This is a genomic window from Microbacterium sp. CPCC 204701, from assembly GCF_004010105.1.
In the GTDB taxonomy this organism is placed as follows: Bacteria; Actinomycetota; Actinomycetes; order Actinomycetales; family Microbacteriaceae; genus Microbacterium.
Genome location: NZ_RRYE01000002.1, coordinates 20,693 through 45,952 on the forward strand (window position 1 = coordinate 20,693; position 25,260 = coordinate 45,952).

The 25,260-nt window shown below is 68.4% G+C and carries 21 protein-coding genes; 15 read left to right on the top strand and 6 right to left on the bottom strand.

Translation table 11 applies throughout. From position 1 onward, the window contains the following. Positions 1-10 precede the first annotated feature (10 nt). The 4 genes from EIO58_RS00445 to EIO58_RS00460 are packed head-to-tail and all read left to right on the top strand — an operon-like array spanning position 11 to position 3,730. Positions 11-1,855, top strand: coding sequence for a bifunctional sugar phosphate isomerase/epimerase/4-hydroxyphenylpyruvate dioxygenase family protein (locus tag EIO58_RS00445; protein ID WP_127817729.1), 1,845 nt, complete (start codon positions 11-13; stop codon positions 1,853-1,855). Continuing rightward, positions 1,852-2,154 (top strand): Dabb family protein, encoded by a 303-nt coding sequence (locus EIO58_RS00450; RefSeq protein WP_127817730.1) that lies wholly within the window; start codon positions 1,852-1,854, stop codon positions 2,152-2,154. The genes EIO58_RS00445 and EIO58_RS00450 overlap by 4 nt, the downstream gene beginning before the upstream one ends. Continuing rightward, entirely contained in the window at positions 2,151-3,071 is a 921-nt protein-coding gene (locus EIO58_RS00455; protein WP_127817731.1) for a shikimate dehydrogenase, read from the top strand. The genes EIO58_RS00450 and EIO58_RS00455 overlap by 4 nt, the downstream gene beginning before the upstream one ends. Continuing rightward, positions 3,068-3,730, top strand: a complete 663-nt coding sequence (locus EIO58_RS00460; RefSeq protein ID WP_240658503.1) for a TetR/AcrR family transcriptional regulator — start codon at positions 3,068-3,070, stop codon at positions 3,728-3,730. Before EIO58_RS00455 ends, EIO58_RS00460 begins: the two co-directional genes overlap by 4 nt. 326 nt (positions 3,731-4,056) lie before the next feature. On the opposite strand, the gene EIO58_RS00465 is transcribed toward EIO58_RS00460, so the two are convergent. From EIO58_RS00465 to EIO58_RS00475, 3 genes are all read right to left on the bottom strand, one after another. Further along, positions 4,057-5,040, bottom strand: a complete 984-nt coding sequence (locus tag EIO58_RS00465; RefSeq protein WP_164861440.1) for a COG1470 family protein — start codon at positions 5,038-5,040, stop codon at positions 4,057-4,059. 150 nt (positions 5,041-5,190) lie between these two features. Then, a complete protein-coding gene (locus tag EIO58_RS00470) occupies positions 5,191-5,805 on the bottom strand; it encodes a hypothetical protein (protein ID WP_205789049.1) in 615 nt (204 codons plus the stop codon). Between the two features lie 107 nt (positions 5,806-5,912). Then, positions 5,913-8,891 (bottom strand): outer membrane protein assembly factor BamB family protein, encoded by a 2,979-nt coding sequence (locus EIO58_RS00475; RefSeq protein ID WP_127817733.1) that lies wholly within the window; start codon positions 8,889-8,891, stop codon positions 5,913-5,915. A gap of 337 nt (positions 8,892-9,228) precedes the next feature. Here EIO58_RS00475 and EIO58_RS00480 point away from each other — a divergent pair, with 337 nt between their 5' ends. The 3 genes from EIO58_RS00480 (at position 9,229) to EIO58_RS00490 (ending at position 12,912) form a co-directional block, all read left to right on the top strand. Next, the gene (locus EIO58_RS00480; protein WP_127817734.1) at positions 9,229-11,274 is read left to right on the top strand and encodes a ThuA domain-containing protein; all 2,046 of its coding nucleotides are present in this window, start codon (positions 9,229-9,231) and stop codon (positions 11,272-11,274) included. Positions 11,275-11,437: 163 nt separating this feature from the next. Then, a complete protein-coding gene (locus EIO58_RS00485; protein ID WP_164861441.1) occupies positions 11,438-12,145 on the top strand; it encodes an IclR family transcriptional regulator in 708 nt (235 codons plus the stop codon). Then, entirely contained in the window at positions 12,145-12,912 is a 768-nt protein-coding gene (locus EIO58_RS00490; protein ID WP_240658505.1) for an IclR family transcriptional regulator, read from the top strand. The genes EIO58_RS00485 and EIO58_RS00490 overlap by 1 nt, the downstream gene beginning before the upstream one ends. Before the next feature lie 839 nt (positions 12,913-13,751). Here the strand turns inward: EIO58_RS00490 and EIO58_RS00500 are convergent. Continuing rightward, positions 13,752-14,912 (bottom strand): amidohydrolase family protein, encoded by a 1,161-nt coding sequence (locus tag EIO58_RS00500; protein WP_127817737.1) that lies wholly within the window; start codon positions 14,910-14,912, stop codon positions 13,752-13,754. Continuing rightward, positions 14,909-16,159, bottom strand: a complete 1,251-nt coding sequence (locus tag EIO58_RS00505) for an aminotransferase-like domain-containing protein (protein WP_164861442.1) — start codon at positions 16,157-16,159, stop codon at positions 14,909-14,911. Before EIO58_RS00505 ends, EIO58_RS00500 begins: the two co-directional genes overlap by 4 nt. A gap of 91 nt (positions 16,160-16,250) precedes the next feature. Between EIO58_RS00505 and EIO58_RS00510 the strand changes: the two genes are divergently transcribed. Together EIO58_RS00510 and EIO58_RS00515 are read left to right on the top strand one after the other, a co-directional pair. Then, a complete protein-coding gene (locus EIO58_RS00510) occupies positions 16,251-17,456 on the top strand; it encodes an MFS transporter (protein ID WP_127817738.1) in 1,206 nt (401 codons plus the stop codon). Positions 17,457-17,543: 87 nt separating this feature from the next. Beyond that, positions 17,544-18,113, top strand: coding sequence for an Lrp/AsnC family transcriptional regulator (locus EIO58_RS00515; protein WP_127817739.1), 570 nt, complete (start codon positions 17,544-17,546; stop codon positions 18,111-18,113). Between the two features lie 19 nt (positions 18,114-18,132). On the opposite strand, the gene EIO58_RS00520 is transcribed toward EIO58_RS00515, so the two are convergent. Then, the gene (locus tag EIO58_RS00520; RefSeq protein WP_164861443.1) at positions 18,133-19,044 is read right to left on the bottom strand and encodes an amidohydrolase family protein; all 912 of its coding nucleotides are present in this window, start codon (positions 19,042-19,044) and stop codon (positions 18,133-18,135) included. 157 nt (positions 19,045-19,201) lie between these two features. Between EIO58_RS00520 and EIO58_RS00525 the strand changes: the two genes are divergently transcribed. The 6 genes from EIO58_RS00525 to EIO58_RS00550 are packed head-to-tail and all read left to right on the top strand — an operon-like array spanning position 19,202 to position 24,654. Then, positions 19,202-20,131 carry a transporter substrate-binding domain-containing protein gene (locus EIO58_RS00525; RefSeq protein WP_127817741.1) on the top strand — a complete coding sequence of 310 codons (930 nt, stop codon included), beginning with the start codon at positions 19,202-19,204 and terminating at the stop codon, positions 20,129-20,131. 54 nt (positions 20,132-20,185) lie between these two features. Next, positions 20,186-21,118: an amino acid ABC transporter permease gene (locus EIO58_RS00530; protein ID WP_127817742.1), complete on the top strand. Its 933-nt coding sequence runs from the start codon at positions 20,186-20,188 to the stop codon at positions 21,116-21,118. Then, complete coding sequence (locus EIO58_RS00535; RefSeq protein ID WP_127817743.1) at positions 21,115-21,891, top strand: amino acid ABC transporter ATP-binding protein; 777 nt, start codon at positions 21,115-21,117, stop codon at positions 21,889-21,891. The genes EIO58_RS00530 and EIO58_RS00535 overlap by 4 nt, the downstream gene beginning before the upstream one ends. After that, complete coding sequence (locus tag EIO58_RS00540; protein ID WP_127817744.1) at positions 21,888-22,604, top strand: RraA family protein; 717 nt, start codon at positions 21,888-21,890, stop codon at positions 22,602-22,604. Before EIO58_RS00535 ends, EIO58_RS00540 begins: the two co-directional genes overlap by 4 nt. After that, positions 22,601-23,335 carry an HpcH/HpaI aldolase family protein gene (locus EIO58_RS00545; RefSeq protein ID WP_127817745.1) on the top strand — a complete coding sequence of 245 codons (735 nt, stop codon included), beginning with the start codon at positions 22,601-22,603 and terminating at the stop codon, positions 23,333-23,335. The genes EIO58_RS00540 and EIO58_RS00545 overlap by 4 nt, the downstream gene beginning before the upstream one ends. Next, a complete protein-coding gene (locus EIO58_RS00550; RefSeq protein WP_205789051.1) occupies positions 23,332-24,654 on the top strand; it encodes a M20/M25/M40 family metallo-hydrolase in 1,323 nt (440 codons plus the stop codon). Before EIO58_RS00545 ends, EIO58_RS00550 begins: the two co-directional genes overlap by 4 nt. The last annotated feature ends 606 nt before the right edge of the window (positions 24,655-25,260 follow it).

Below are 25,260 nucleotides of genomic sequence, written 5' to 3' on the forward strand. Positions count from 1 at the left end.
GAAAGGTGCCATGCGAACCTCGATCGCCACGGTGTGCCTCAGCGGGACCCTCGATGAGAAGCTGGATGCTGCGCGCGCCGCCGGCTTCGACGGGGTGGAGATCTTCGAGCCTGATCTGGTCGCCTCGCCGCGCACGCCCGAGGACATCCGGGAACGGGCGGACGATCTGGGCCTGACACTGGACCTGTACCAACCATTCCGCGACTTCGAAGGGGTCCGGCCGGACCTGCTCGCGCGGAACCTGCGACGCGCTAGCGCGAAATTCCGCCTGATGAAACGACTCGGGATCGACACGATGCTGCTCTGCAGCAACGTCGCGACGGCGCTCAGCGCGGACGAGCAGCTCGCGGCATCGCAGCTGCGTGTGCTCGGCGACCTCGCCGAGGAGTTCGGCGTGCGCGTCGCGTACGAGGCGCTGGCCTGGGGGCGATTCGTCGACGACTACGAGCAGGCCGCGCGCATCGTCCGCCTCACCGACCATCCGCGGATCGGGGTGTGCCTCGACAGCTTCCACATCCTGTCTCGCGCGCACAGTCCCGAGGCGATCGAAGCGATCCCCGGCGACAGGATCTTCTTCGTCCAGGTGGCGGACGCACCGCAGCTGTCGATGGATGTGCTCCCATGGAGCCGGCATCACCGGCTCTTCCCCGGCGAGGGCGACTTCGACCTCGCCGCCTTCCTCGGTCACGTCGCGCGCACCGGATACGACGGACCGGTCTCCCTGGAGATCTTCAATGACACCTTCCGACAAGCCGACGCCCGCACCACCGCCGTCGAGGCCCGCCGATCCCTGCGGTGGCTCGAGCACGAGACGGCGCGCTGGCTGAGTCCTGGGGCATCCCCCACCGTCCGCATGACCGTTTCGCCGCTTCCGGAGGTGGCGCAGCCCGCGCAGTTCGAGTACGTCGAGCTGCGCGCCTCGGAGCTCGAGGACATGCGCACGCTCCTGCGCGAGCTGGGATTCCGAGACCACGGAGAGCACCGCACCAAGAGCGTCGAGCTGTGGACGCAGGGCGCGGCGCGGATCATCCTGAGCCCGGCGGATCAGAGCGCGGCACGTTCCGCGGTCGCAGGAATCGGGTTCTCGGTCGTCGATCCCGCCCGCTCCCGCTCGCGGGCCATGGACCTCTTCGTTCCCGAAGTGGCCCGCGACGCGCGAGCCGAGGACGAGCCACTCGTCGGCGTGCGCGCCCCGGACGGGTCGGAGGTGTTCTTCGGTCTCGCACGACAGGGCGATCCCGCGTGGGTGACGGAGTTCGGCGAGGCAGAGGAATGCGGCCCCTACCTCATCGAGCGGGTGGACCACGTCAATCTCGCGCAGCCGTGGCAGCACTTCGACGCCGGAGTGCTCTTCTTCCGCTCCGTACTCCACCTCGAGGCCCAGCCGTCGACGGAGGTCGCGGCGCCCGTGGGGCTCGTGCGCAGCCAAGTGCTGCGTTCGAGCGACGGCGTCGTCCGCATCGCCCTCAACCTCGTGCCGTCGGAGGCGGACGACGAGGCGATCCTCCCGCAGCACGTGGCGTTCGCGTCCACGGACGTCCTCGGGCTCGCGCGCGCCGCACGGGCGCGGGGCTTCCAGCCCCTCGACATCCCGGCGAACTACTACGACGACATCGCCGCTCGCTTCGACATCCCCGCCGACCTTCTCGCCGAGCTGAAGGACTTGAACGTGATGTACGACCGTGACGACGCGGGGGAGTTCTTGCACTTCTACACTCGTGCCGTCGGCTTCGTGTTCCTCGAAGTGATCGAGCGACGAAGCGGCTACGAGGGCTACGGAGCCCTCAACGCACCGGTCCGCCTGACAGCGCAGTACAGCCGGCGACACCCCGCGACCGAGGCGGTGGGCGCGTGATCCGTCACGTAGCCGTGTTCCGTTTCATCCCGGAATTCACGGCCGAGCAGCGGGAGGAATGGATGCGGATGCTGCGAGCCCTGCCCGCGGCGATTCCCGAGCTGCGCAACCTGACCGTCGGCCTCGACCAAGTGGGAGGGCCCGCGTCGCACGAGATGGCGATCGTCGCCGACTTCGACGATCTCGACGGCCTCGCCGCGTACGACCGCCACCCCGCCCACCAGGCGGTGTTGCGCGTGTCGGCCGGCGTCAAGGCGTCGCTGGCTACGGTCGACTTCGAGATCGCGGACCAGGCATGAGCGGCGGTCCGATCGGCGATCGTCGTCAGGCGACGCCGGCCACGCATCTCGTGGGGCTGATCGGCGAACGGCTCACCGCATCCCTCACTCCCCTGCTGCACGAGACTGAAGCGGCCCGGCTGGGGCTCGAGTACGAGTACCGGATCTTGGATCTGATCGAGATGGGCCGCAGCCCCCGAGACCTCGAGCACCTGCTCGGCGAGGCCGCCGACGAGGGATTCGACGCGGTGAATGTCACATATCCGTGCAAGCAGCTCGCCTTCGACCTCGTGGACGATGTCGACCACGACGCAGGACGCCTGCGCGCGGTGAACCTCGTGCTGCTGCGCGAGGGGCGGAGGGTCGGGTACAACACCGACTGGATCGGATACCGCGATGGTCTGCGCGCCGGGCTTCCCGACGCCTCGATGGAGCGCGTCGTGCAGGCCGGCTGCGGCGGGGCCGGCTCGGCGACGGCGTACGCGCTCCTCGCGTGCGGTACGCGCGAACTGCAGCTGACGGATGTCGACGATGCGCGCGCGGAGGCGCTCGCCGACGAGCTGCGCGCGCTCTTCCCCTCTTCGCGCGTCACCACGGTGTTTGCTTCAGAGCTGGACGTCGCGCTGGCCGCGGCGAGCGGAGTGGTGAACGCCACGCCCCTCGGTATGGCGCATCATCCCGGAGTCGCCTTCGACGTCGACCGCGTGCGCCCCGGCACGTGGGTGTCGGATGTGGTCTATCGCCCCTTGCAGACCGAGCTGATCCGCAGGGCGATCCGACGGGGTCTTCCGGTGCTGGACGGGGGCAGAATGGCGGTGGGGCAGGCGTTCGCGAGCCTCGAGATCATCACAGGCGTGCGTCCCGATCGGCAGAGGATGGAGGGGCACTTCCGTGGGCTGGTGCGCGAAGAGACGTCGGCAGAAGAGGAACGCGCGTGAGTGAGACGCTGAACCCCGCCGAGGGGGGCGCCGGGACGGTGCGCGCCCGCCGGGCGCGCGAAGACATCCTGGAGGTCGCGATCGCAGAGTTCGCGGCCAACGGCTACGCCGGGGCGCGCGTGGACGAGATCGCCGCCCGGACGCGCACGACCAAGCGGATGCTCTACTACTACTTCGGGTCGAAGGAGAGCCTGTACCTCGCGGTGCTCGAGAGGGTCTACGCACAGATCCGCCAGGTGGAGCGCGACATCCGCGTCGACGAGCTCTCGCCGCAGGAGGCGCTGCGCACGATCGCCATCGCCACGTACGACCATCACACCACTCACGAGTCGTTCATCAAGCTCGTCAGCATCGAGAACATCCACCGCGCCGAGCACCTCAGCAGGTCCGAGACGATCCTGCGCGAGAACGTCACAGCCGTCACGCTCCTGAAGGAGGTCATCGAGCGCGGGGTCCGCGCCAGGCTCTTCCGTGACGACGTCGACGCCGTCGACGTTCACATGATGATCAGCGCCTACGCGTTCTTCCATGTCGCGAATCGGCACACGTTCGCCGCGATCTTCCATCGCGACATGCTCGCTCCCGATCTGCAGGACGAGCACCGCGCACTCATCGGCGACATGATCGTCGCCACCATGACGCAGCGACGTCCGCGCTGAGCGACGGGCAGCGCGCCGCTATGGGCGACGCCGACGCACGCTGACGAGGTGCGCGACGGCGCCCGCGGCGACGACGCCGCCGAGCGCGACCGGAGCGAGGTCGGGGCTCTCGTCGTTGACTCGGGTTCGCGGCCCGCAGGCACCGTCCGCGTGGTGGGGGACGCGGCCGGAGCGGTCGCCCCGCTGGTCTCGACGCGTATGGTGACGCTGCTGGTCTCGTCGGAGCCGGGATCGGATGCCGCGTTCGCCGGTACCGCGCCGCCGAGGGTGAGGACGGCGACGATGGCGGCGACCACGGAACCGGCCGCGGCGCTCCTGTGGGCTGTCTACGTCGCGGCCGCAGCTTCGCGCTCCTCCTGGCGCGCGCGCTCGACACGGGCCTCGATGACAAGCTCCCGACGGCGACGATCGCGCCACAGCAGCCAGAGCAGCAGCAGGGCGACCACGACCACGATGAGCTGCGGCCACGGCATGGCCACGACGAGCGACGCGGCGTCGGCCGGGGCGACGACTCCCGGCGCGAGCTCGTCGGTGACCGCAGTGGCGGTGGCGTCGACATCGGCGGAGTACACGAAGAGGGGCCAAACGGGCGAGAATCGGACGCTCGCCGACCGGGACTCGCCCGGGGCGATTTCGGTGATCTGCTCGCCCGCGAGAGTGAACGACACGAGGCCGAAGAGCGCGCTCACCGTCACGCGTGGCTCGACCGCGAGACGCGTGTTGCCGGTGTTCTCGATCACGTAGTCGACGTCGAGCCTCCCGGAGTCGAAGGGATTCCACGATCCTGCGTACGTTCCCGAGACTTCGGCACCGACGCTCGGCGCGAGGTCTCCGAGGACGCGCGTCATGACGCGAAACCCTACGCGGGACTCGATCCCGACCTGGTCGTCGCCGCCAGAGCGGATGCCTGCGGCGACGCCGGCCGGGTGATCGCCCGGTGTCGCGTTCTCAGGGACGGTGAGAGTGAACGGCACGATGACGTCGCCTCCGGCGGGAACCTCGACCGTTTCCTGTATGTCGATCCAGGTGCCGGCGTCGACGGACTCCTCGTCGGACGTCAGCATGTTGAAGCGACCCGTATCGGTGAAGTAGCCGTCAGCGGCCGACAGATGGAACGTGACGGGCGACGCGCTGAGGTTGCGCACGAGCAGATGCTCGACGACGGCCTGTCCCGGATCCAGTTCGAGCTCGATCCACGACCGGCCGTCCTCGACGGCACCGTCGCTGGGCCGGACCATCCATGTGACGTCGCCGTCGGGTTGATCGGCTGCCTGGGCTGCCGGCACCGGAAGGAGCAGCAAGGCGGCCATCGCAGAGACGGCGATGGCTGTTCGGTTGAGGAAGCGGATCATTCGGGCCTTCGTGCGACGGGCGGGCGACGGGTGACCGGCACGCGGTTCGTTTCGCGGCGGTGCGGGGGTGCCGCGCCGGTGGCGCCGCACCCCCGCATTCGGTCGATGCTATTCGAACAGGGAAAGGGTCAGTACCGAGGTGTACGACCCGGCGGTCACCTCCGCGGCGTCGACCTTGAGCTGCAGACCGGCGGTCGCGCTCCACGAACCCTGGTCGTAGGTCGCCGACTGATCCCAGTTCGCATACAGCAACTCGCCGTCCGCGTACGCCAGACCTTCGGACTCCGGGTCGTCGACGACTGTCGGGATGTCACCGCCGGGCTCGATCGCCGGTCCGTAGTCGTCGGCGAGCGTCGGCGTCCAGCCGAGGTGATCGGCCGTGATCGCATCGGTGCCCGACACGAAGTCACTTGCGGTCCCCAACACGAACCACGGGACGTCCGGCACCTCGGATCGGGTGTCGGTGACGGTCACCGTCGGGAGCTGCCCCGTGAACTCGCGCACGAGCGGGTCGGCTGTGTCGATCTCGGTGAGCGACGTCTCGTCGGCCGCGACGGTCAGAGCCAGAATTCCCGAGGGGTATCGATCGGTGACATCGACGTTGATGTCGACGTCGGTGTCACCGACCTCCTCCTCCGCCGCCGCGACCGCCGAGCTTGCCGAGACCAGCAGCAGGGCACCGAAGGCGATGGCACCCACGCGGGTGAATGTCGTCTTGTTCATCATTGAATCTCCTTCTTGTGGATCGGTTGTTCGCCCCGGTCGTGAACCGGGACACGAGTGGTATGCGGGGCGGCGGGTGAGATACCCGCCGCCCCGCACGCAATGGGCTAGCCGGTCGGGAACGCGTCGAAGGGAGCGGTCTTCGTTCGCGTCAGCTCCTCTCCGTCGACGACCGTGGTCGCCGTGATCGTGGCCGTGCCGGGCTGGATCGACGCCGCGCGGGTGTTGAGCGACACCGCAACGCGCTCGCCGGGAGCGACGTCGGTGAACGACTTCGATCCGAACTCGGACTCGATCACGATGTCGGCCGGGACGGACGCGTTGTTGACCGTCGACACCGAGACGTACACCTTCCCTCCGAGCAGGCGCGGCGTCGCCGCGACATCCAGGGTGTCCTTCGAGACGGTGACCGTCGCGGTCGACGACAGCGCCTCCTGCGCCCCCTCAGGATTCAGCACGTTGAGCCTCACCGTCAGTGTGGTCTCACCGGTCGGCACGTTGTTGTCGATGTCCGCCGCGTCGAACTCCAGAAGGAGCCGGCTGCCCTCGGCCGTCACCGACGACGGCTCGATCGGCTTGGACGACAGCGGGGCGATCAGCATCGCTCCGCTGTCGTACGTGTAACCGGCGGGCAGCGCGAACTCGGCAGCGACGGTGCCGCGCACGCCGTCGAAGAGTCCGGAGAGCGACCCCAGGCGCAGCACGTCGGACGTGAACGCCAGCGCACCCGGCTGGTCCTGCGGATCGAGGTAGACCTCGATCTTGCCGGTCGGACGCGGGTCGGTGCAGTCGTTGAAGAAGTACTCGCCGGCACGGGTGAACGTGTGCTCGTACGTCTCGCCCGGCTGCAGCTTGACGTTGAACTCGCCCTCGAAGAACTGCGTCGCACAGTGCGGCTTCAGGTTCGGGAAGTTCGGGAACGTCTCGGCGCCCGGGTTGCGGAAGGTCACCGTCGTTCCGACGGGCACCCGCAGGTGCGTCGGCTGCATCGCGTTGGTCGACACGCTGTCCCGCGCCGCTGCGGTGTCGGCGGTGCGGCTGGTCCGAGCAAGCAGCACCGTGTTGTCCACCGTCTCGCCCGCGACGGCCGATCCGCTCACGGGACGGCGGATCGTCAGGGGTGCCGTCTGCGGCCCCTCCTGGCTCCCCGAGTCGGTGGTGTAGGTGCCACCGAGCTTGAACGCCCACAGCGAGTCGCCCTGAGTGACCGAGCCTCCGTAGGGGTTCGTCGATCCCGCCGCGATCACGGCGATGTACTGCTCGCCGTCGATCTCGTACGTCACCGGCGCCCCAGAGATGCCCGATCCGGTCTGGAACTCCCAGAGGACGTCGCCGTCGACGGCGTCCATGATGAGCGCGCGTCCGTCGATCTGCCCCACGACGAGGAGATCGGATGCCGTCGTCAGCGGGCCCTGACCGTGCGACATGTCCGTGCCGAGGTGGTTGCGCCACACGACCTCACCGGTCGACGCGTCGTACGCCAGGATGCCGCCGGTCTGGTATTGACCGATCGCCCGCAGGCCGTTCGCCGACGCGCCGTTGTAGTGCGCAACGGGATTGGTGCCGTACGGGAAGTACACGAGGTTCGTGCTGTGGCTGTAGGACTGGTTCGACCAGTCGCCGCCGCCGTTCTGACTCGTGGTCGACAGGATCGGCGCGTTCCACTGCGGATCGTACATGCATCCCTCGCGGTGACCGGACGATCCCTCGGGGTACGTCAGGTACGGCTCATCCACCGCGACGTAGCTGTCGGGGTTGAACACGAGGTTCCCGTCGGCGTCGGGCTGGTAGCCGTTGTAGTTCGGCACGCCGCGCCAGGGGTCGCCCGGGATGTTGGCCGGGTCGAGCTTCTCCCACACGAGGCAGTCCGGCAGCAGCCGCGTCTCAGGGAAGGGCTGCGTGTTCGGCTGATTCTGCCGCGAGTCGGTGATCATCGGCTTGTCGATCACCGGCAGCACAGGCTCGCCGTTCGTGCGGTCGATCACGAACTGGTGACCCGACTTGCTGCCGTAGAAGACCACCTTGCGCTCCACGCCGTCGACCTGGATGTCGGCGAGCGTCGGCGGGTGGACGTTGTCCATGTCCCAGACGTCGTGACGGATCGACTGGTGGTGCCACTTGTAGTCACCGGTGACGGCATCCACCGCGACGATCGTGCTCGAGAACAGGTTGTCGCCGGGGCGCAGCGAGCCGTCCTGCGATGAGGTGCAGCTCCGGGCGTTGCCGAAGGTCATGTAGTACATGTTGAGCGCGGGGTCGACCGAGCCATGCATCCATGAGGTCGCTCCACCTTCCTCGGCGCAGTCGGTGCCGTCCGGCAGGACCGGGCCCCACGTCTCGGATGCGTCGAAGGTGACGCCATCCACACCGGTGAACGTCTCGCCGCGCTGCGGCCCCCCGAAGAAGTGCCACAGGTACGATCCGTCGTCGGCGTCGAGCGCCACGACGGCCCCGCGGTCGCCGTCCGCGGCGTGGGCATAGACGATGCCGTTCGAGTAGACCGTGGCCACCTTGCCCACGCGGCCCAGGTTCTCGCCCTCGGCGCCCTGGGGCTGCACTGCCCAGACCTCGGCTCCCGTGGCCTGATCAAGGGCGACGACCCGACTGCCGCCGGCGAGAGTGAAGATCTTGCCGTCGCCGGCCGACACGCCGCGACGGGTCCCGGACAGCCCGTACGTGCCGCCTTCCCACTTCCACACGGGATCGCCGGAAGCGCCCTCCACCGCGATGACGCCGCCGCTCGGGGTATCGAGGTAGATGACGCCGTCGACGACGATGGGCGTCGTCTGCTGGCCCGTGTCATCGGTCGCGGGCGCCACGGCCGAGAGGTGCGTGCGCCACGTCGGCGCAAGTTGGTCGAGGTTCTCCTTCGTGATCTGCGTGAGGCCTGAGTAGTGCTGATTGCCGAGGTTGCCGCCGACCGTCGGCATGTTGGCGCCGGTCGGCTCCACCCCGGTGAGGCCCGCCGGCGGGACGGGATCCGATCCTGTCCCCAGCGCTGTGGCTGGTGAGGCCGCGATCGCGAGAGTCAGCGCCAGGGCGCACACCCCCGCGGCTCCGAGCCTCGTCGTCCATGGTCTGCGCATCGCTGCTCCTTGATCGTCGTCGATCAGACGGGTGGCGGTACGCGCCCGCCCCGCGTCTCTGCGGATGTCGCCGTCCGGGGCCGAAGCTTGGGTGTCGGCCGCTTGGTCGGCGCTCGGATGCTAAGCCGGGGCTCTCGGCGTCGGCAACCGATCGGCCCACCGAGTGGTACACCGTCGTGGGCGGTCGCCTCGCGATGCCCGACCATCAGCTTCCGACGCGGCCTACTGGGTGGAACGAGCTTTGCCCGTCCTGTCGGCAGGGTCCTAGCGTCGTGTCGAGCCCGGGCGTCGTGTGTTCAGACCGTTCCGGGGTGCCGGCACGATCAAAGGAGATCACATGAAGTTCAGAGTTCTCTCGGGGGTCGCGCTCGCTTCTGCGGCGACGCTCGGGATCGGCATGCTGACCGGTGGAGCGGCGGTGAGCAGTATCGGCACGAGCACGCAGGTGACCGCTGTCAGCGCTGCAGCCGTCGACCCCGTCTACGGGGTGTGTCGTGGGTTGGATCCGGAATGCTTCAACGAGGACGGCGGCAACGGCTGGGTCGAGGGGGAGGAGAAGCGGGTGCTCATCTGGAGCCGCACCGCTGGTCCCCGTCACGCCCACCTGGGCACGCCGCTCCCGCCTGGGCTGAACCCTCCGCTCGCGACGAACAATGTCGCCCAGGCTGCGCTGAAGTCCTGGCTCGTAGGCCGCGGCATCGCCGTGGACTACACCGAGGACCTCAGCCAGTTCACCGACCTCGAAAGGTACCAGACCGTCATCAACCTGAGCGGGAACCGGGACACGTTCGATCCTGCAGCGGAAGCGGAGCTCGTCGGCTACTTGCAGGGTGGGGGCGGGTTCGTCGGAATCCACAACGCCTTCGGAGCCGAATACGACTGGCCGTACTACGAGGGCCTCCTGGGCAACGCAAACTTCCTCAATCACGGCCCCAACCGTGAGGGCACCGTCGAGGTCATCAACGACCAGGACGTGTCGACGTCTTTCATGCCCGACACGTGGCAGTTCAAGGATGAGTTCTACAACCTGGATCCCTTCCCCACGAACGTCAACGTCCTGCTCGAGGTCGACCCGGTGACCAGCATGGCGCGGCCGCAGGGCCACGGCGCGGTGCATCCCCTCAGCTGGTGCCAGTACTACGACGGCGCGAAGGCATGGCTGACCACGCTCGGACACGACGCCGCCGCCTGGACCGACGCGCCCCTTCCCGGAGAGGAATTCTTCGCGCAGCACGTGATCGCGGGCATCGAAAGCACGATGGGCATCCAGCCTTTCTGCGCGGCGCCGGCGGACAACGTTCCGGAGGTGTCGGTGACGCCGCGGATGCTGGGGTCGACGGTGTATGTGTCGGTGTCGGCGACGAACACTGCGGCGGTGCCGGCGACGATCAAGGTCGAAGCCTCGTTCGGTTCGAAGACGTTCACGAACGTCGCGCCCGATGCGACCGTGTCGGTGTCGCTGAACACGCGGGTGAAGACGCTTCCGCTGCCGACGGGGTCGGTCACGGTCACCGCGACGGGTGAGCGGTTCGGGAACCCGTTCACCGCGACGGCGACCGGCGGGTACGACTCGTACTACGGGGTGTGTCGCGGCGTGGATGCGGAGTGCTTCAACGAGGAGGGCGGCAACGGCTGGGTCGAGGGCGAAGACAAGCGGGTGCTGATCTGGAGCCGCACCGCCGGTCCCCGTCACGCGCACCTGGGCTCCCCGCTGCCGGCCGGACTGAACCCGCCGCTGGCGGCGAACAACGTCGCCCAGGCGGCATTGAAGTCCTGGCTGGAGGAGTCCGGGATCGCGGTGGACTACACCGAGGACCTGACGCAGTTCACCAACCTGGAGCGGTACCAGACCGTCATCAACCTGAGCGGCAACCGGGACACGTTCGACCCGGCCGCGCAGGACCGGCTCGTGGCGTACGTGCGCGGTGGCGGCGGGTTCGTCGGCATCCACAACGCGTTCGGCGCGGAATACGACTGGAAGTACTACGAGGGCCTCCTGGGCAACGCGAACTTCCTCAACCACGGCCCCAACCGTGAGGGCACCGTCGAGGTCATCAACAACCGCGACACGTCCACGTCATTCATGCCCGAGACGTGGCTGTTCAAGGACGAGTGGTACAACCTGCGCCCGTTCCCGGATGGAGTGAACGTGCTCCTGGAGGTCGACCCGGTCACCAGCCAGGCCCGTCCCGACGGGCACGGGGAACACCACCCGATCAGCTGGTGCCAGTACTACGACGGCGCGAAGGCATGGCTGACCACGCTCGGACACGACGTCGCGGCCTGGACCGACGCACCCCTGCCCGGAGATCAGTTCTTCAAGCAGCACGTCGTCGCCGGGATCCACAGCACAATGGGCATCACGCCCTTCTGCGCCGCCTGAGTTGACACGACTCACCGCGCAGAACAACATTCCGGAGGTCCGGAGGCGTCATCGACGGCTCCGGGCCTCCGGTGTTCCACTCAGTGGGACCGCTCGAGAATCGACGGCGTGCAAGCGGATACTTCAGTGCATGCGTTCCGCCCCCGGACACGAGCGCGTTTCAGTGCTCGACCGCATCCTCGCTGTTTTGAACGCCGTCCGCGAGGCCGACGGCGAGAGCAGCATCGCCCACATCGCCGCGACCACCGGCATCCCGAAATCGACCGTGTCGCGCCTCGTCGGCGACCTCGTCCGCCAGCGCTATCTCACGCGGACCGATCGTAGCGTGCAAATCGGCCTGCGGCTGTTCGAACTCGGTGCTCGCGCGACTACGCCGCGCAGGCTGCGTGCCGCGGCCATGCCGGTCCTGGCGGAACTCTACAACGCGACCGGCGAGCACCTCAATGTCGCGGTGCAGGAGGGCTGTCACATGCTCTCGGTGATCTCGGTGCGCGGCCGGCTGAGGCCGGCTCCGTCGCGCGCGGGCGCGCGGGTGCCGTCGGCGACCACGGCCCTGGGCAAGGCGGTCCTCGCGTTTGCGGATGGCGATGCGACCTTGACGCAGGTCATCACGGATCTCGACGCTGATCAGCGGGACTCGCTCGAGCGCGAGTTCCCGTCGATCCGCTCCGAGGGCGTCGCACTCGATCGTTGCGGCACCTTCCCTGGCGTGATCGGGATCGCGAGCCCGGTACTTTCGCTCGAGCGCGCTCCGGTCGCCGCCATTTCGGCGGCGGGACCGGTGAACGACATGGACCCGGATCGGGTGGCACCGCTCGTGCGGCATGCCGCACTGGTGCTGACCCGTCGTTTGGCGACGACAGCGGGGTGATGAAGGAGAGCGCCGACGCCACTCTGGGCGTGCTGGACCGCATGACCCAGATTCTTCAGGCGTTCGACGATCAGGACCGCGGCCTCGGTCTCTCGGAGCTCGCGCGGCACTCGGGCCTCCCGAAATCCACGGTCTCGCGCCTGGTCGCAACGCTCGTTCGGCATCGATACCTCGAGCGCGACGGCCGACTCATCCATCTCGGGCTGCGCGTGTTCGAACTCGGCGAGCTGGCCAGGGAACCGCGCGAGCTTCGATCCGTGGCGCTGCCGGTGATGCTCGAGCTGCGTGACGCGACCGGCGACGACGTGCACCTGGCGATCCCGGACGGCGGTGAGATGGTCTGCATCGCCGCGGTGCGCGGCCGCTCGGGAGCGCCCTCGCGCGTGCGCGTGGGCGCCCGGCTGCCAGGCGCCACCACGGCGCCCGGGAAGATCCTCCTCGCGCACTCGCGCGACGCGATACCGGATGACGGGTCCCGCGCATCGTCGGCGGCCCAGACGCCGTCGGTCTTCAGTGAGAACGCCACCCTTCAGCGGCAGCTGGTCGCGATCCGCAGCGGCGAACTGGCGACCGAGGACCGCGAGTTCGCGCCAGACTCCTCCTCCCTGGCCGCTGCGTTCTTCGCGCCCGGCGGCGTCCTCGTAGGAGCGATCTCGGTGTCGGGGCGCACGGACGTCTTCGACGGGCTTCGAGCCGCATCCCCTCTGCGGCAGGCGGCACGAACCCTCACGCGTCGCCTGGCATCGGCGGGGCGGCTCGCGCAGTGACATGTCGTGATGCGGGCAGTCTGTCAGCGCCGCGCAGAACCCGGCGCGGCGCCCTCCCCGCCGCGATCGCTCGGCCACGCGGCGCGCGTCGCTGCGAGACACGTGTCCGCATGGAGCACGTGTCCAGAGTGCCCCGACGGCCGCTGGAGGGCTGATCGATGACCTCGACTACTTGGAGGGGACGCCGCCGTACGCGCGGCTGACGCTGCCGCCGTCGCTGCCGCCGTCGCCGTCGCCGTCGCCGTCCGCGAGGCTGCTGATCATCTGCCTCGGGCGGCGTTCCGCATCCGCGGCGGCGTCGACATCCGCGTGACCGACTACTCCGACGGCTGCGTCGTCACGATGCCGTCGCGCGCATACGAGTTCTGCTGCCCCGTCTGGACCGGGTTGGTCGGCGTGCACTTCAAGACGTGGAGGCCGGCGTCCTCCCTGCCGATGCCGGCGGTTGAGATCCTCGACCGGCCTGTGACGCTGGAGCTCCTTTGTCGTGGACGCCGCCAGCGAACTTCCACGGAATGCGAGAGATGCCGTCGACTGGAGTATCCGGCACGGCGAGCGACGCCGGCGAGCGTCACGCCCAGTCGGGCTGCCGTGCTAGAGAGTGCAGGAGGACGCCACCTTGGCAGGGTCTTGGGAACCGAAGCGGTGCGAACCGCGGCGAGCTACCGTGCGGCAGCACGACGCAGATCTTCGCGGAGACCAGCGCATTCTTGTCGCGACGAAAGCCCTCACCAACCTCTCCTGACTCGCTGCGCGCGCAGTTGCTCGGCATGCGCGAATGGCCGACCCCGCCCAGGGCTGATGCGCGGGGACTGGGGCCGTCGTCGGCTGAGAGGACGTCATCGACCGGAGGGGAAAGCACGTCGGTACAGCGCCTCGGCGTTGCGCCAAGCAACCAACTCCGCGACGCGGATCGCCTCGGCGAGCGGCCACCGGTGCACCGACATGTAGTCCGAGAGCACGCGGGCCGTCGCGTCGCGCCACAGGCGCGCTCCGAGCTGCACGAGTTCGGGCGCGCCCCACGCGTCACTCGAGAACAGCACCTTGGTGAACGGGGCGAGATCGAGCGTCTCGCGCACCGCGGCATCGGCGTTCGCGCCGAGGTAATTGATGGTGAGGCCCGCGTCCAGATAGACGTGCGGGTACACCTGCGCGAGGTATCCCGCCTCGCGCAGGAACGGGTAGCAGTGCAGAAACACGATGCGTCCGCCCGTGTGCTGCGTCGCCGCGACGAAGCGCTGCATCACGGCAGGATTCGCGGTCGGCAGGTGCAGGTTGGTGTTGCCGAACCCCGCGTGCACCTGCACGACGTCGCCACGCTCCAGCGCCCACCAGATGAGGTGGCGCACGATTGCCCGGTCGACCAGGCGCGCCGGGGCGCCCGGCGAACCGGCAGCGAACCAGGCCTCGACGGCCTCGGCGAGTTCGGCGTCGGTCGGCTTGGCGGGGTCGAGGTCGAGTCCGGTGCGGTACGCCGCGACGGTCTTCCATCCGACCGCTCCCACGGCGGCGGCTTCGAGGGCGGGATAAAGGCGCGCGACGAAGTCCGCACCCGAGGACGACGCGGCCATGACCGCCTCGGCCGTCGTCTCCAGGCGGATGATCGCCTCGGCCCGGGCGCCCCCGGCGAGCTCCATCATGCGTTCGACCGGCAGCAGCGCCTGCGGGTTGTAGCCGCCGTCGATGAGGTAGGTACCGATGCCGGCGTCGGAGAGCAGCAGGCGGGTCACCTCCTCGAAACCGAGCTCCTCACGCCGGGCGAGGTACTCGTCCGGCGTCGCGAAGGGCGCGAGACCGAGCACCGGCGCGCAGTACCGACGGATCGCGAAGCCGACCTGCGTGTCGAAGGTGGTCTGCCGATCGATCGGGTGGTCGGCCTCCGTGAGGGCGTCGAGCAGCTGCGCCTCGGCCATCGGGTCTTTCAGCACACTGTGCACGTGGTGGTCGACGAGAGGCATCGCCTTGAGGGCCGCGGCGAGGTCGGGGTTCGTGGCGGTCATGCAACGGGCTCCTTCTGGGATGTGAGGGTGGCGAAATCGGCGTCGACGAGACGGATCTCTGCGACGGCGCGGTGCAGCGCCTCGCCGAGGCGGGTGATGCCTGCGACGATCTGCTCCTCGGGCACGCTGGAGAAGTTGACCCGCGCGTGGTTGGGCCGAGGGTCGACGGCGAAGAACGTGGCGCCAGGCACGTACGCGACCTTTGCCTCGGGCACGGCTACCTCGGCCATGAAGCGGGCGGAGTCGAAACCCTCGGGAAAGGTCAGCCACGTGAACAGACCGCCGGTGGGATAGGTGCGCGCCACGGTGTCGGGGAAGGTCTCGTCGATCGTGCGGATCATGAGGTCGCGCTTGGCGCGGTAGACGTCGCGCAGCCTCTGCACGTGGGCGTCGATGTCGAAACCCTTCAGGTACGCCGCCGTGGCGGCCATCGCCAGAGTGCCCGACTGGGTGTCGGCGGCGAGCTTGAGCAGCCCGAGCCGCTCTCGGATCTCGGGGGATGCGGTGAGCCACCCCAGCCGCAGGCCGGGAGCCAGGATCTTGGAAAAGCTGCTGAGGTGCACCACGCGTCCCTCGGTGTCCAGGCTCGCGAGCGTCGGCGCCTGCACTCCTTCGAAACACAGTTCGCGATACGGGGTGTCTTCGAGCACGAGCACGTCGTACTCGTTGGCGAGCTCGATGAGTCGCCTCCGGCGTTCGATCGACATCGTCACGCCGGTGGGATTGTGGAAGTCCGGCACCGTGTAGATGAACTTCGCGTCGGGATTCGCGCGCAGCACCTCCGCGAGGCGCTCGACATCCATGCCCTGCTCGTCCATGCGCACGGTGGCGTACGAGGGTTCGAGTGGCGCGAAGGCGATCAGGGCGCCGAGGAACGTCGGGTCTTCGACGATGATCGTGTCGCCCGGATCGACGAGGAGCTTCGCGACCAGGTCGAGCCCCTGCTGACCCCCGCTGAGCACGAGGACGTCGTCGGCCGACGTCGGGGTTCCGCCGGCGCGCATGCGCTCGGCGATGAGGGCCCGAAGCGCCGGAAGACCCTCGGATGTCGCGTACTGCAACACTTGCGACCGCTCGGGGCGCAGCAGGTCGTCGAGCACCGCGCGAAGGTCGTCGAGGGGGAACAGTCGCTGGTCGGGATAGCCGCCGCCGAATGAGATGAGGTCGGGGTCGGCGCCGTGCGCGAGCAGCTCCCGGATCGCCGAGGGGCGCACCCGTGACATCCGGCGGGCGAAGATCATGGCCATTCCAGGCCCCTTTCGAAGTAGAAGATCCGATCGCTATGGAGTTTACGATGTTAAGTAACAGGCGTGTTTCGTTTTAGTAAGTGAGGATGACGTGGCCATTGCTCCGAACACCGTGAACACCGAGCGCGCACTCGCCCTCGCTCAGGCGGCGATCGTCGCCGCGAGTTTCGCCACCCTTCTGGCGGGCACCAACGCCGTCAACCCGCTGCTGCCCGTCTACCGCGACCTGCTCGGACTCGATCCGTTCCTGCTCTCGCTCACCTTCGTCAGCTACGTCGGCGTGCTCGTCGTCGTGCTGCTGGTGCTGTCCCGGCCGCGGTTCACCCGGCACGCCGCCCCGCTGCTGCTGGCCGGCATCGCCGTCGCGATCATCAGCGACCTGCTGCTCGCGAACACGCAGGAGTGGTCGATCCTGCTCGGTCGCGCCGTGGCCGGTATCGGCGGCGGGATGGGCACCGGCTCGGCCGCGGCCCTCGTGGTCGCCGCCATCGGCGCCCCGGGTCGTGCGTTGGCCGCGACCGGCAACCTCGTGGGCGCTGTGCTGGGAACCACCGCGTCGCAGCTCGTCGTCAGCCTGCTCGCCGAGAGCTCGCCCCAGGCCGTCACCCTCGGCCACGCCGCACTGCTGGGGGCCCTGCTGCTGGCGGCGTCGGTGGTGCTGCACCTGCGCCGCACACAGAACCGCGTCGCTCTGGGGACGGTGTCGACCTCGATCGCCACCATGCGCATCGATCCCTCCGCCGTGCGCATGATCGCGACCGGCGTGATTGGCTGGTTCGGCGTGAGCGTCGCCATCGTGTTCGGCGCCACGATCTTCGCCGACCTCGGCCAACCCGTCGTCCGCGCCGTCGGGCCGGCGCTCATGTTGGGTGCAAGTGCCGTGGCCCAGCTCGCGAGCCCCTGGTTCGCGCGCGTCGCCCCCTGGATGAGCGGCCTGGTCGCCATGGCCGTCGGCGCCGCCGGCATCGTGGCGGGGGCGATGACGGGCGTTGATGTCCTCGCCCTGATCGGCTTCGCTCTTCTAGGTGCCGGCATCGGGGTCTCGTACCGCGCCGGCCTCGTCGCCCTCACACGCAGCAGCTCGCCCGCTCGCCAGGGGGCGCTCTCCTCGCTCTACGCGGCCGTCACCTACGCCGGCGCCGCCGTCATCGTGCTGGCGGTGGGATGGATCGGCAACATGACCGGAATCGTGGTCGCCGCTCTCGGCGCGGTGGCGTTCGCAGGAGTCGCAGCGCTCGTCGCCCTCACCTGGGCGCCGCGACTGCGTGACACCGCTGACGACGGCAATACGGCGTAACCTGCGCGAGAGGGTGTCTGTGATAGGTTTCACGCTCGTCCGGCCTTCGAATGGAAGGCACCCGGACGCCCAAAGCAACGACGCACCATGGGGGACACGCGAATGACCAAGGGCCCGACCGATACTCCTCTGAAGAGTTTCGCCGACCGCATCCAGCCGTCGGCGACCGAGGTCGAGATCGACGCGATCGACAGGCAGCTGCTCGTCGAGCTGCTGCGGGATGCCCGGGTCGCACAGCGTCATCTCGCCGAAGTGCTCGGCATGTCGTCGCCCGCGGTGGCCGATCGGATTGCGCGCCTCAAGGCGAAAGGCATCATCCGCGGGTTCAGCGTCGACATCGACTGGGAGAGGCTCGGCCACTCCACGGTCGCCTACCTCTCCATCGAGAATGCCGTCGGCCAGGAACAGGGGGCGGTCTTCGATGCGCTGCGCCAGGTGCGCGGCGTCGAGGAGATCAGCCTCGTCACCGGCGGCGCCGACATGCTCGTCAAGCTCCGTGCGCACGGGTGGGACGACCTCCGCCAGATCCTCGCGTCGCAGATCTGGTCGATCCCCGGCGTTCAGCAGACCGAGACGTCGATCGTGATCGTGCGCGAAGAGCCCGATCAGGTGGCGGAGCGGATGCTGATGGCGCTGCCGCTCGCGGGCGAGAAGTGACGCCCTCCGCCGAACGACGTCACAATCCGAATCGGTAGAGGCGGTTCGCCGTGCCGAACAGGATCGCGGCCTGCTCGGCGGGCGTTCGTTGGTCCAGCAGACGGCGATACGCCTCGAGGTAGCGGCCGTAGCTCCAACCGACGAGGGTGCCGACGGGAAAATCGCTCCCCCACATCACACGGTCCGCGCCGAACGTCTCGACGATCGGCACCACGAAGGGCCGCATGGCGTCGACGGATTTCTCGGCGGGGTAGGCGGCCGCGGCAGAGAGCTTCATGAACGTGTTCGGGTGCGCGGCCAGCGTGTCGATCGCGGCTCGCCAGCGACCGACCCCGGCCTCGTCCTGTTCAATGGGGCTGCCGATGTGGTTCACCACGATCGGCAGATCGGGGTAGTCCGCCGCGAGCGCCGCGACATCCTGCGCCTGATGAGGGTAGATGAGCAGTTCGAGGTGGAGGTCGAGCTCTCGCAGCACCGGCAGGGCCGCCCGCCAGGCCCCGCCGCGCGCGATGCCCTCGGTCGCGGCCATGCGGCGATTCGGGTCGGGAGTCCACGCGATCACCTGACGTACGCCGCGCATCCGTTCATACGACGCCTGCGCGCGAAGGATCTCTTCGGTGTCAGCGCGGCCGAAGACCGCCCCGCCGACGTAACGCGAAGCGAGCAATCCGCCGTCGAGGCTCTCGAGCCACGCCGTCTCCTCGACGGGGCTGGACGCGGCATCCCACAGCGCCTCGACGTGCGTCGACGCGACCACGCCGACTCCGTCGATGTCTGCGCGGTAGTGCTCGAGGAGATAGTCCTTGCCCTTCAGCTGGTCCAGCCGTCCCGGCGGACCGAAGCCGCCCGACGGCGCCAGCCACGGGTGCTTGCCCATAGAAAGGTCCCAGAGGTGGGTGTGGGCGTCGATGATCGGACCGTCGTAGCGCACTGTCGTTCTCCGTAAGAAGTAAGGTTCTGCAGACTTGTTTTCTAACAACATTAGGTTTCAAGCACGTTTCTGTTACACGAATGAAACACGGGACTGCCTACAGTGATGCAGCACCAACCCACACCAGCGCATCACCCCGTCTCGAAGGAGAAGGCCGATGGCCCTTCGCACCACTCTCGCCCGCGTCGCCGTCGCCGGCGTCGCGACCCTGTCGCTGCTGGCGATGGCCGGCTGCGCAACCCCCGCAGCAGAGCCCGCCGCCGTAGAGGAGACCACCGCATCCGAGCTTCCCACCCCCGAGTTCAGCCAGGAGATCCAGGATCTCTTCCCCGCCGAGGTCGTCGAGGCGGGCGTCATCCGCGCCGCCGCGATCCCCCTGCCGCCGTACTCGTACAAGGATGCCGACGGCACGACCGACATCGGCATCAACTGGGACACGGCGGCGGCGATCGAAGCCCTCACCGGCCTCGACGTCGAGCTCGAGGTCGCGCCCACGCAGGCCGACATCTTCACCGGCTTCACGAGCGACCGCTACGACATCGGCCTCTCGCCGCTCAGCAACATCCCCGCCACCCAGCAGAACTACGACTTCGCCGTCTGGGTGGCCGAGTACGTCGTCTTCATCCAGACGAAGGACGCTACCGTCACAGTCGACTCGCTCGAAAGCGCGTGCGGCGCGACCATAGCCACCCTCAAGGGCGGCACGGCGCAGACCGTGCTTGAGAACGCGAGCGCGAAGTGCGCCGACGAACCCATCGACATCGCCCTCTACGCCGACCAGGACAGCGCCATCCTCGCCGTGAAGTCGGGTCGCGCCGACGCGGCGTTCTCGTCGCAGATCCCGCTGACGTACTACGCGAACCAGGACGACTACCTCGTGCTCTCGGGCGCCAACAGCACCGATAACGGCTTCCCCCCGTTCTGGGTCGGCACCTACGCACCAAAGGGCAGCGAACTGATCGATCCGATGCTCGGCGTCTGGAACGGCCTCAAGGAAGCCGGTTTCTACGACGCGCTGCTCACCAAGTACGACATCAAGGGCAACGCGATGGACGAGTTCGGTATCAACCTCGCCGTCGCACCCTGATCCCGGCGCATCCGCGCTGACTCCCGACGCACCCCCTGGGAAGAGGAACCCCACATGAGCGCATCGACACCCGTCGACGTTTCCACCGCGGGCCGCAGACAGCGGCCGGGCCAGTGGCTCGCAACGATCGCCGTCGGCCTGTTCGCCGCCGCGATCGTCTGGACTTTCGCGACGAACCCCACCGTCGAGTGGCCCGTCATCGTGGGGTACCTCTTCTTCCCGGCAATCCTCGACGGTCTCTGGATCACGATCTATCTCACGATCGGCGCCATGATCATCGGCATCGTGCTCGGCGTGCTCCTCGCCGCCGGGCGGATGTCGTCGAACAAGCTGGTCAGCAGCGTCGCCAACACCTACGTCTGGTTCTTCCGCGGCACACCCACGCTCGTGCAGCTGATCTTCTGGTACAACATCGCGATCTTCGTGCCGCGTATCGAGATCGGCCTGCCCGGCATGGAGCCGTTCATCAGCGCGAGCACGAACGACGTGATCAGCCCGATCATGGCGGCCCTCCTGGGCCTCGGCCTCAACGAGGCCGCGTACATGGGCGAGGTCGTGCGCGGAGGCCTGCTGTCCGTGCCGCACGGCCAGGTCGAGGCGGCGCAGTCGCTGGGTATGTCGGGGCGCAAGACCTTCCTGCAGATCGTGCTGCCGCAGGCGATGCGCGGCATCGTGCCGCCGACCGGCAATCAGATCATCATTATGTTGAAGGGAACGTCGCTCGTCTCGGTGATGGCGGTGACCGACCTCTTCTACACGGCGCAGGGCATCTACGTGACGACCGGCAAGGTCATCCCGCTGCTCATCGTCGCCAGCATCTGGTACCTCGTCTGCACCAGCGTCCTGTACTTCCTGCAGGGCCGGCTCGAGCGCCGCTTCGGCCGCGGTTTCACCCGCCGGGTCGTGAAGCGCACCGGGTCACGTACCCCCAAGGCTGCGGCCGTCGTCGTCGCCACCGAGACCGACATGGAAGGCGCTGTCCGATGACCTCCACCCCCCTCCTCCGCGCCCACGAGGTCAGCAAGCACTTCGGCCACAACCTCGTGCTCGACAAGGTGTCGCTGGATGTGCAGCGCGGAGAGACCGTCGCTCTCATCGGTCCCTCCGGCGCGGGCAAATCGACGTTCCTGCGCACGCTGAACATGCTCGAGTCCATCGACAGCGGCTCGATCTACCTCGACGACGAACTCCTCGGATACGAGCAGGTCGGTCACCGCCTCGTGCACCTGCCCGACAAGGCGATCACCCGGCAGCGCGCACGCCTGGGCATGGTCTTCCAGCAGTTCAATCTCTTCCCCCACATGACCGCTCTCGAGAACGTGGCTCACGCCCCCATCCACGTGCGCGGGATCAAGCCGAAGGCGGCCCGTCAGGCCGCTGCGGCCCTGCTCGAGCGCGTCGGTCTCGCCGATCGTGCGGGGCACTACCCTTCGGAGCTGTCCGGAGGCCAGCAGCAGCGCGTCGCGATCGCCCGCGCGCTCGCGAACTCGCCCGAAGTACTGCTCTTCGACGAGCCGACGAGCGCGCTCGATCCCGAGCTCGTCGAAGACGTCCTCGCCGTCATGCGCGAACTCAGCGCGCAGGGCCAGACGATGATCATCGTCACCCACGAGATGGGCTTCGCCCGCGAGGTGGCCGACCGCGTCGTCTTCATGACCGAGGGCGCCGTGCGCGTCGTCGGCACCCCCGAAGAGGTCTTCGTCGGCAGCGAGAACCCCCGCCTGCGGACGTTCCTCTCCAGCGTCGGAGCCGCTGCGTGAGCGTCGCAGCCGACGTGCAGGTGCTGCCGGCACCGGCGGTCGACCGTGACCTGCTCGACACCTTGCGCGGGCTCGACCTGCCGACCTTCGGGCACATCGTCGAAGACGGCGTCGCCCGCGGCATCCATCGCGTCGCCGGCGGCGAAACGCTCACCGTCGGTCGTGTCGTGACGGTCAAGCTCGTCGCGACAGACTCGCGGCTCGTGCACTACATGACCAAACTCGTCGAGCCGGGCGACTTCGTCGTCGTCGACAACGGGCACAACACGACGCACGCGAGCATCGGCGGCGGCGTCGCCGGCTCCCTTGCGGCGCGCGGCGCGGTCGGCGTGGCCGTGGAGGGTACGGTGACCGACGTCGTCGAACTGCGCGGGAGCGGCATGGTCGTCCTCGGTCGCGGACTGGCCCCCTTCACCACGCGCACGCAACCTGACAAGCCTGTGCAGGGCGGGATCAACGTTCCGGTGACGATCGGAGGCGCCACCGTCCGGCCCGGGATGATCGCGATGGCAGACGAGAACGGCGTGCTCTTCGCCGAACCGGCCGTGCTCGAGGGCCTCATCGAGCGGGTCCGACAGATGATGGCGTGGGAGCCTCCCGCCATGGCCCGCGTGCGCGCGGGCGAGACCACCCTGGCCGAGCTCATCCTCCCCGGCGATGACCTGGCCGCCCTGGACGCGCTCGCGAGCGCGGGAAGGAGCGCCGTCGCATGACCGCCCCACGATTCGCTGCCTGGTTCAGCACCCCGAACGTCGCCGGCATCGAGATCGTCGGCCGCGCCGGCTACGACACGGTGATCTTCGACGTCGAGCACGGTAACTTCGATCTCGCCGACCTGAACCGGATGATTCCGTTCACCAAGTCGCTCGGCATGACCATGCTCGTCAAGGTCGGAGCGCCGGAACGCTCCCCCATCCAGCAGGCGCTCGACTTCGGAGCGGACGGCGTCATCATCCCGCACATCCTCGACGTCGCCCAGGCGGCCGAGGTCTGCGGCCTGGCCAAGCTGCCGCCGCTGGGCGACCGGAGCCTCGCGGGCGGGCGCACCATGGACTACATCGGGTTCGACGCCGCGTGGGCGGGCACGCACAATCGCCAGACGCTCTGTCTTCCGATGATCGAAGACCCCGCGGCGCTCGACGACGTCGAGGCGATCCTCGCCCTCGACGTGGTCGACGGCGTCTTCGTCGGCCCTGGCGACCTGTTCGCGCGTCGCGGCGGAGGGGGCTACGTGTTCGACGACTTCAGCGATCGTTCCCTGCGCCGTATCGCCGCGGCGGCGCGCGAGGCGGGCAAGCCCTGGATGATGCCCGCGTGGAGCGAGGTGGAGCAGCGCCTCGCGATCGAGGAGGGTGCGCACACCATCGGCGTGATGCAGGAGTTCACAGCACTGCGGGTCGCGTACAGCGGCGCGCTCGAGAAGGCCCGAACGCTGCTGCCGTGAGTGCGCCCGTTCCCTTCCCGCCCGCGGACACTGCGCTGAGCGATGTCGTGCGCATCGCGCGCGATCTCATCCGCATCGACACGTCGAACTACGGCTCCGGCCGTTTCGAGCCCGAGTCGGTCGCCGCCGACTATGTGGAAGCCGTCCTGGCCGGACTCGGGATCGACGCGACGCGCTACGAGCGCACACCTGGGCGCACCAACCTCGTCGCTCGTTGGCGCGGCGCCGATCCCTCGCTGCCCGCGCTCATGCTGCACGCGCACCTCGACGTCGTGCCCGCCGATCCGGCCGCGTGGACCTATCCGCCGTTCGCCGGAGTGATCGTCGACGGGATGCTGTGGGGCCGTGGTGCCGTTGACATGAAGAACTACGCGGCGATGATCCTCGCCGCCGTCTCACGCCTGGTGGCTGAAGGGTTCAAGCCGCGAAGCGACATCGTGCTGGCGTTCTTCGCCGACGAAGAGGGCGGCACGGAGGACGGGTCGGACTGGCTGGTCGACGCACACCCCGAGGCGCTCGCCGGGGTGGACACCGCGATCGGGGAGGGTGGCGGATACAGCGTCAACGTCTTTGGGCAGCGCGCGTACCTGATGAACACGGGCGAGAAGGGCGTGCTGTGGCTCGAGCTCTCGGCCCGGGGCCAGTCCGGTCACGGGTCTCTCCCCGCGGTCGACAACCCGATCCTCACCCTTGCCCGTGCTGTCAGCCGGATCGGTGAGATCGAGTGGCCGCTCGTGATGACCGACACCACGGCGACCCTGCTCGCGCGTCTTCGCGAACTCGCCGGCGCTGATCCCGAGGTCACGCCCGAGCAGCTGGCGTTGGTCGTCGGACCCAGCGCTTCCCGCATCCGGGCCGGCCTGCGCAACGTCTCGAACGTGACGATCGTGGCGGGCGGCTATAAGGAGAACGTCGTGCCCGAGACGGCGACGGCGACGGTCGATCTGCGTTTCATCCCGGGGTGCGCGGCCGAGGCGATCGCTCACGTTCGCGAGGTGGTCGGCGACGACGTCGAGGTGCGCACGCTCATCGAGTTGCCCGCGTTCGAGGCGCCTTTCGCCGGTCGCGTGATCAATCAGTTGCAGCAGATCATCGCCGAGGTCGACCCCGGCGCGATCATCCTGCCGCACCTCATCCCCGGCGGGACCGACGCGAAGCCACTGCGCCGCATCGGGATTGACGGATATGGCTTCATCCCCTTGCTGCTGCCGGACGACTTCGCGTTTCCGAGGATGTTCCACGGAGTCGACGAACGGGTGCCGCTCGAGGCGCTCGACTTCGGCGAGGAAGTGCTTCGCCGTCTGCTGCAGCGCAGTTAAACGGGCTCTCAGACCGGCCCGTTATTCGCGCTCACGCACCCGCAGCAGCGCGCGCGGTGCAAATTCTCGAGCCGGGTAGGGAGATGCTCGTGCGCACGTCGCCCGCGCCTTCTGGCGGTCACATCGTAAACATCCGGGACCGCGGGCCGAACAAGAGCGTGATTCCCACCGTAGGTACCAGCGTGTCACATCTATTTTCACCAACGAGCCGCGTGATCCGCGAATTCTGCACATCGACGAGCGCTTACCTCAGGCTTTGTGACCAAGATCTGAGCATAAGATCTTGCTCAAATCCTGCCCGAAACGCAGATCAGCGCCCGCAAAAGCGGGCGCCGATCTGGGAAAAATGGCGGTGACGGTGGGATTTGAACCCAAAGAGATTCGATCCGTATAGACCCGTTCGGGTCGTCGAGCCACGGAATTCCGCAGGTTTGGCCACATCCGAGTCGCTCGCGATCCTTCTCGTTCGGGCCCGATCCGTCTCGAACGTGGGCACGCCGTGGGCGCGGCGTCTGCAGAGATGTTGTGCAAGTGACGGAGGCCTATGACAGCGGGGCTGCTGCTTCTTCATGAAGCGTTCGTCGGAGGGTTGGCCGCCGAGAGCGC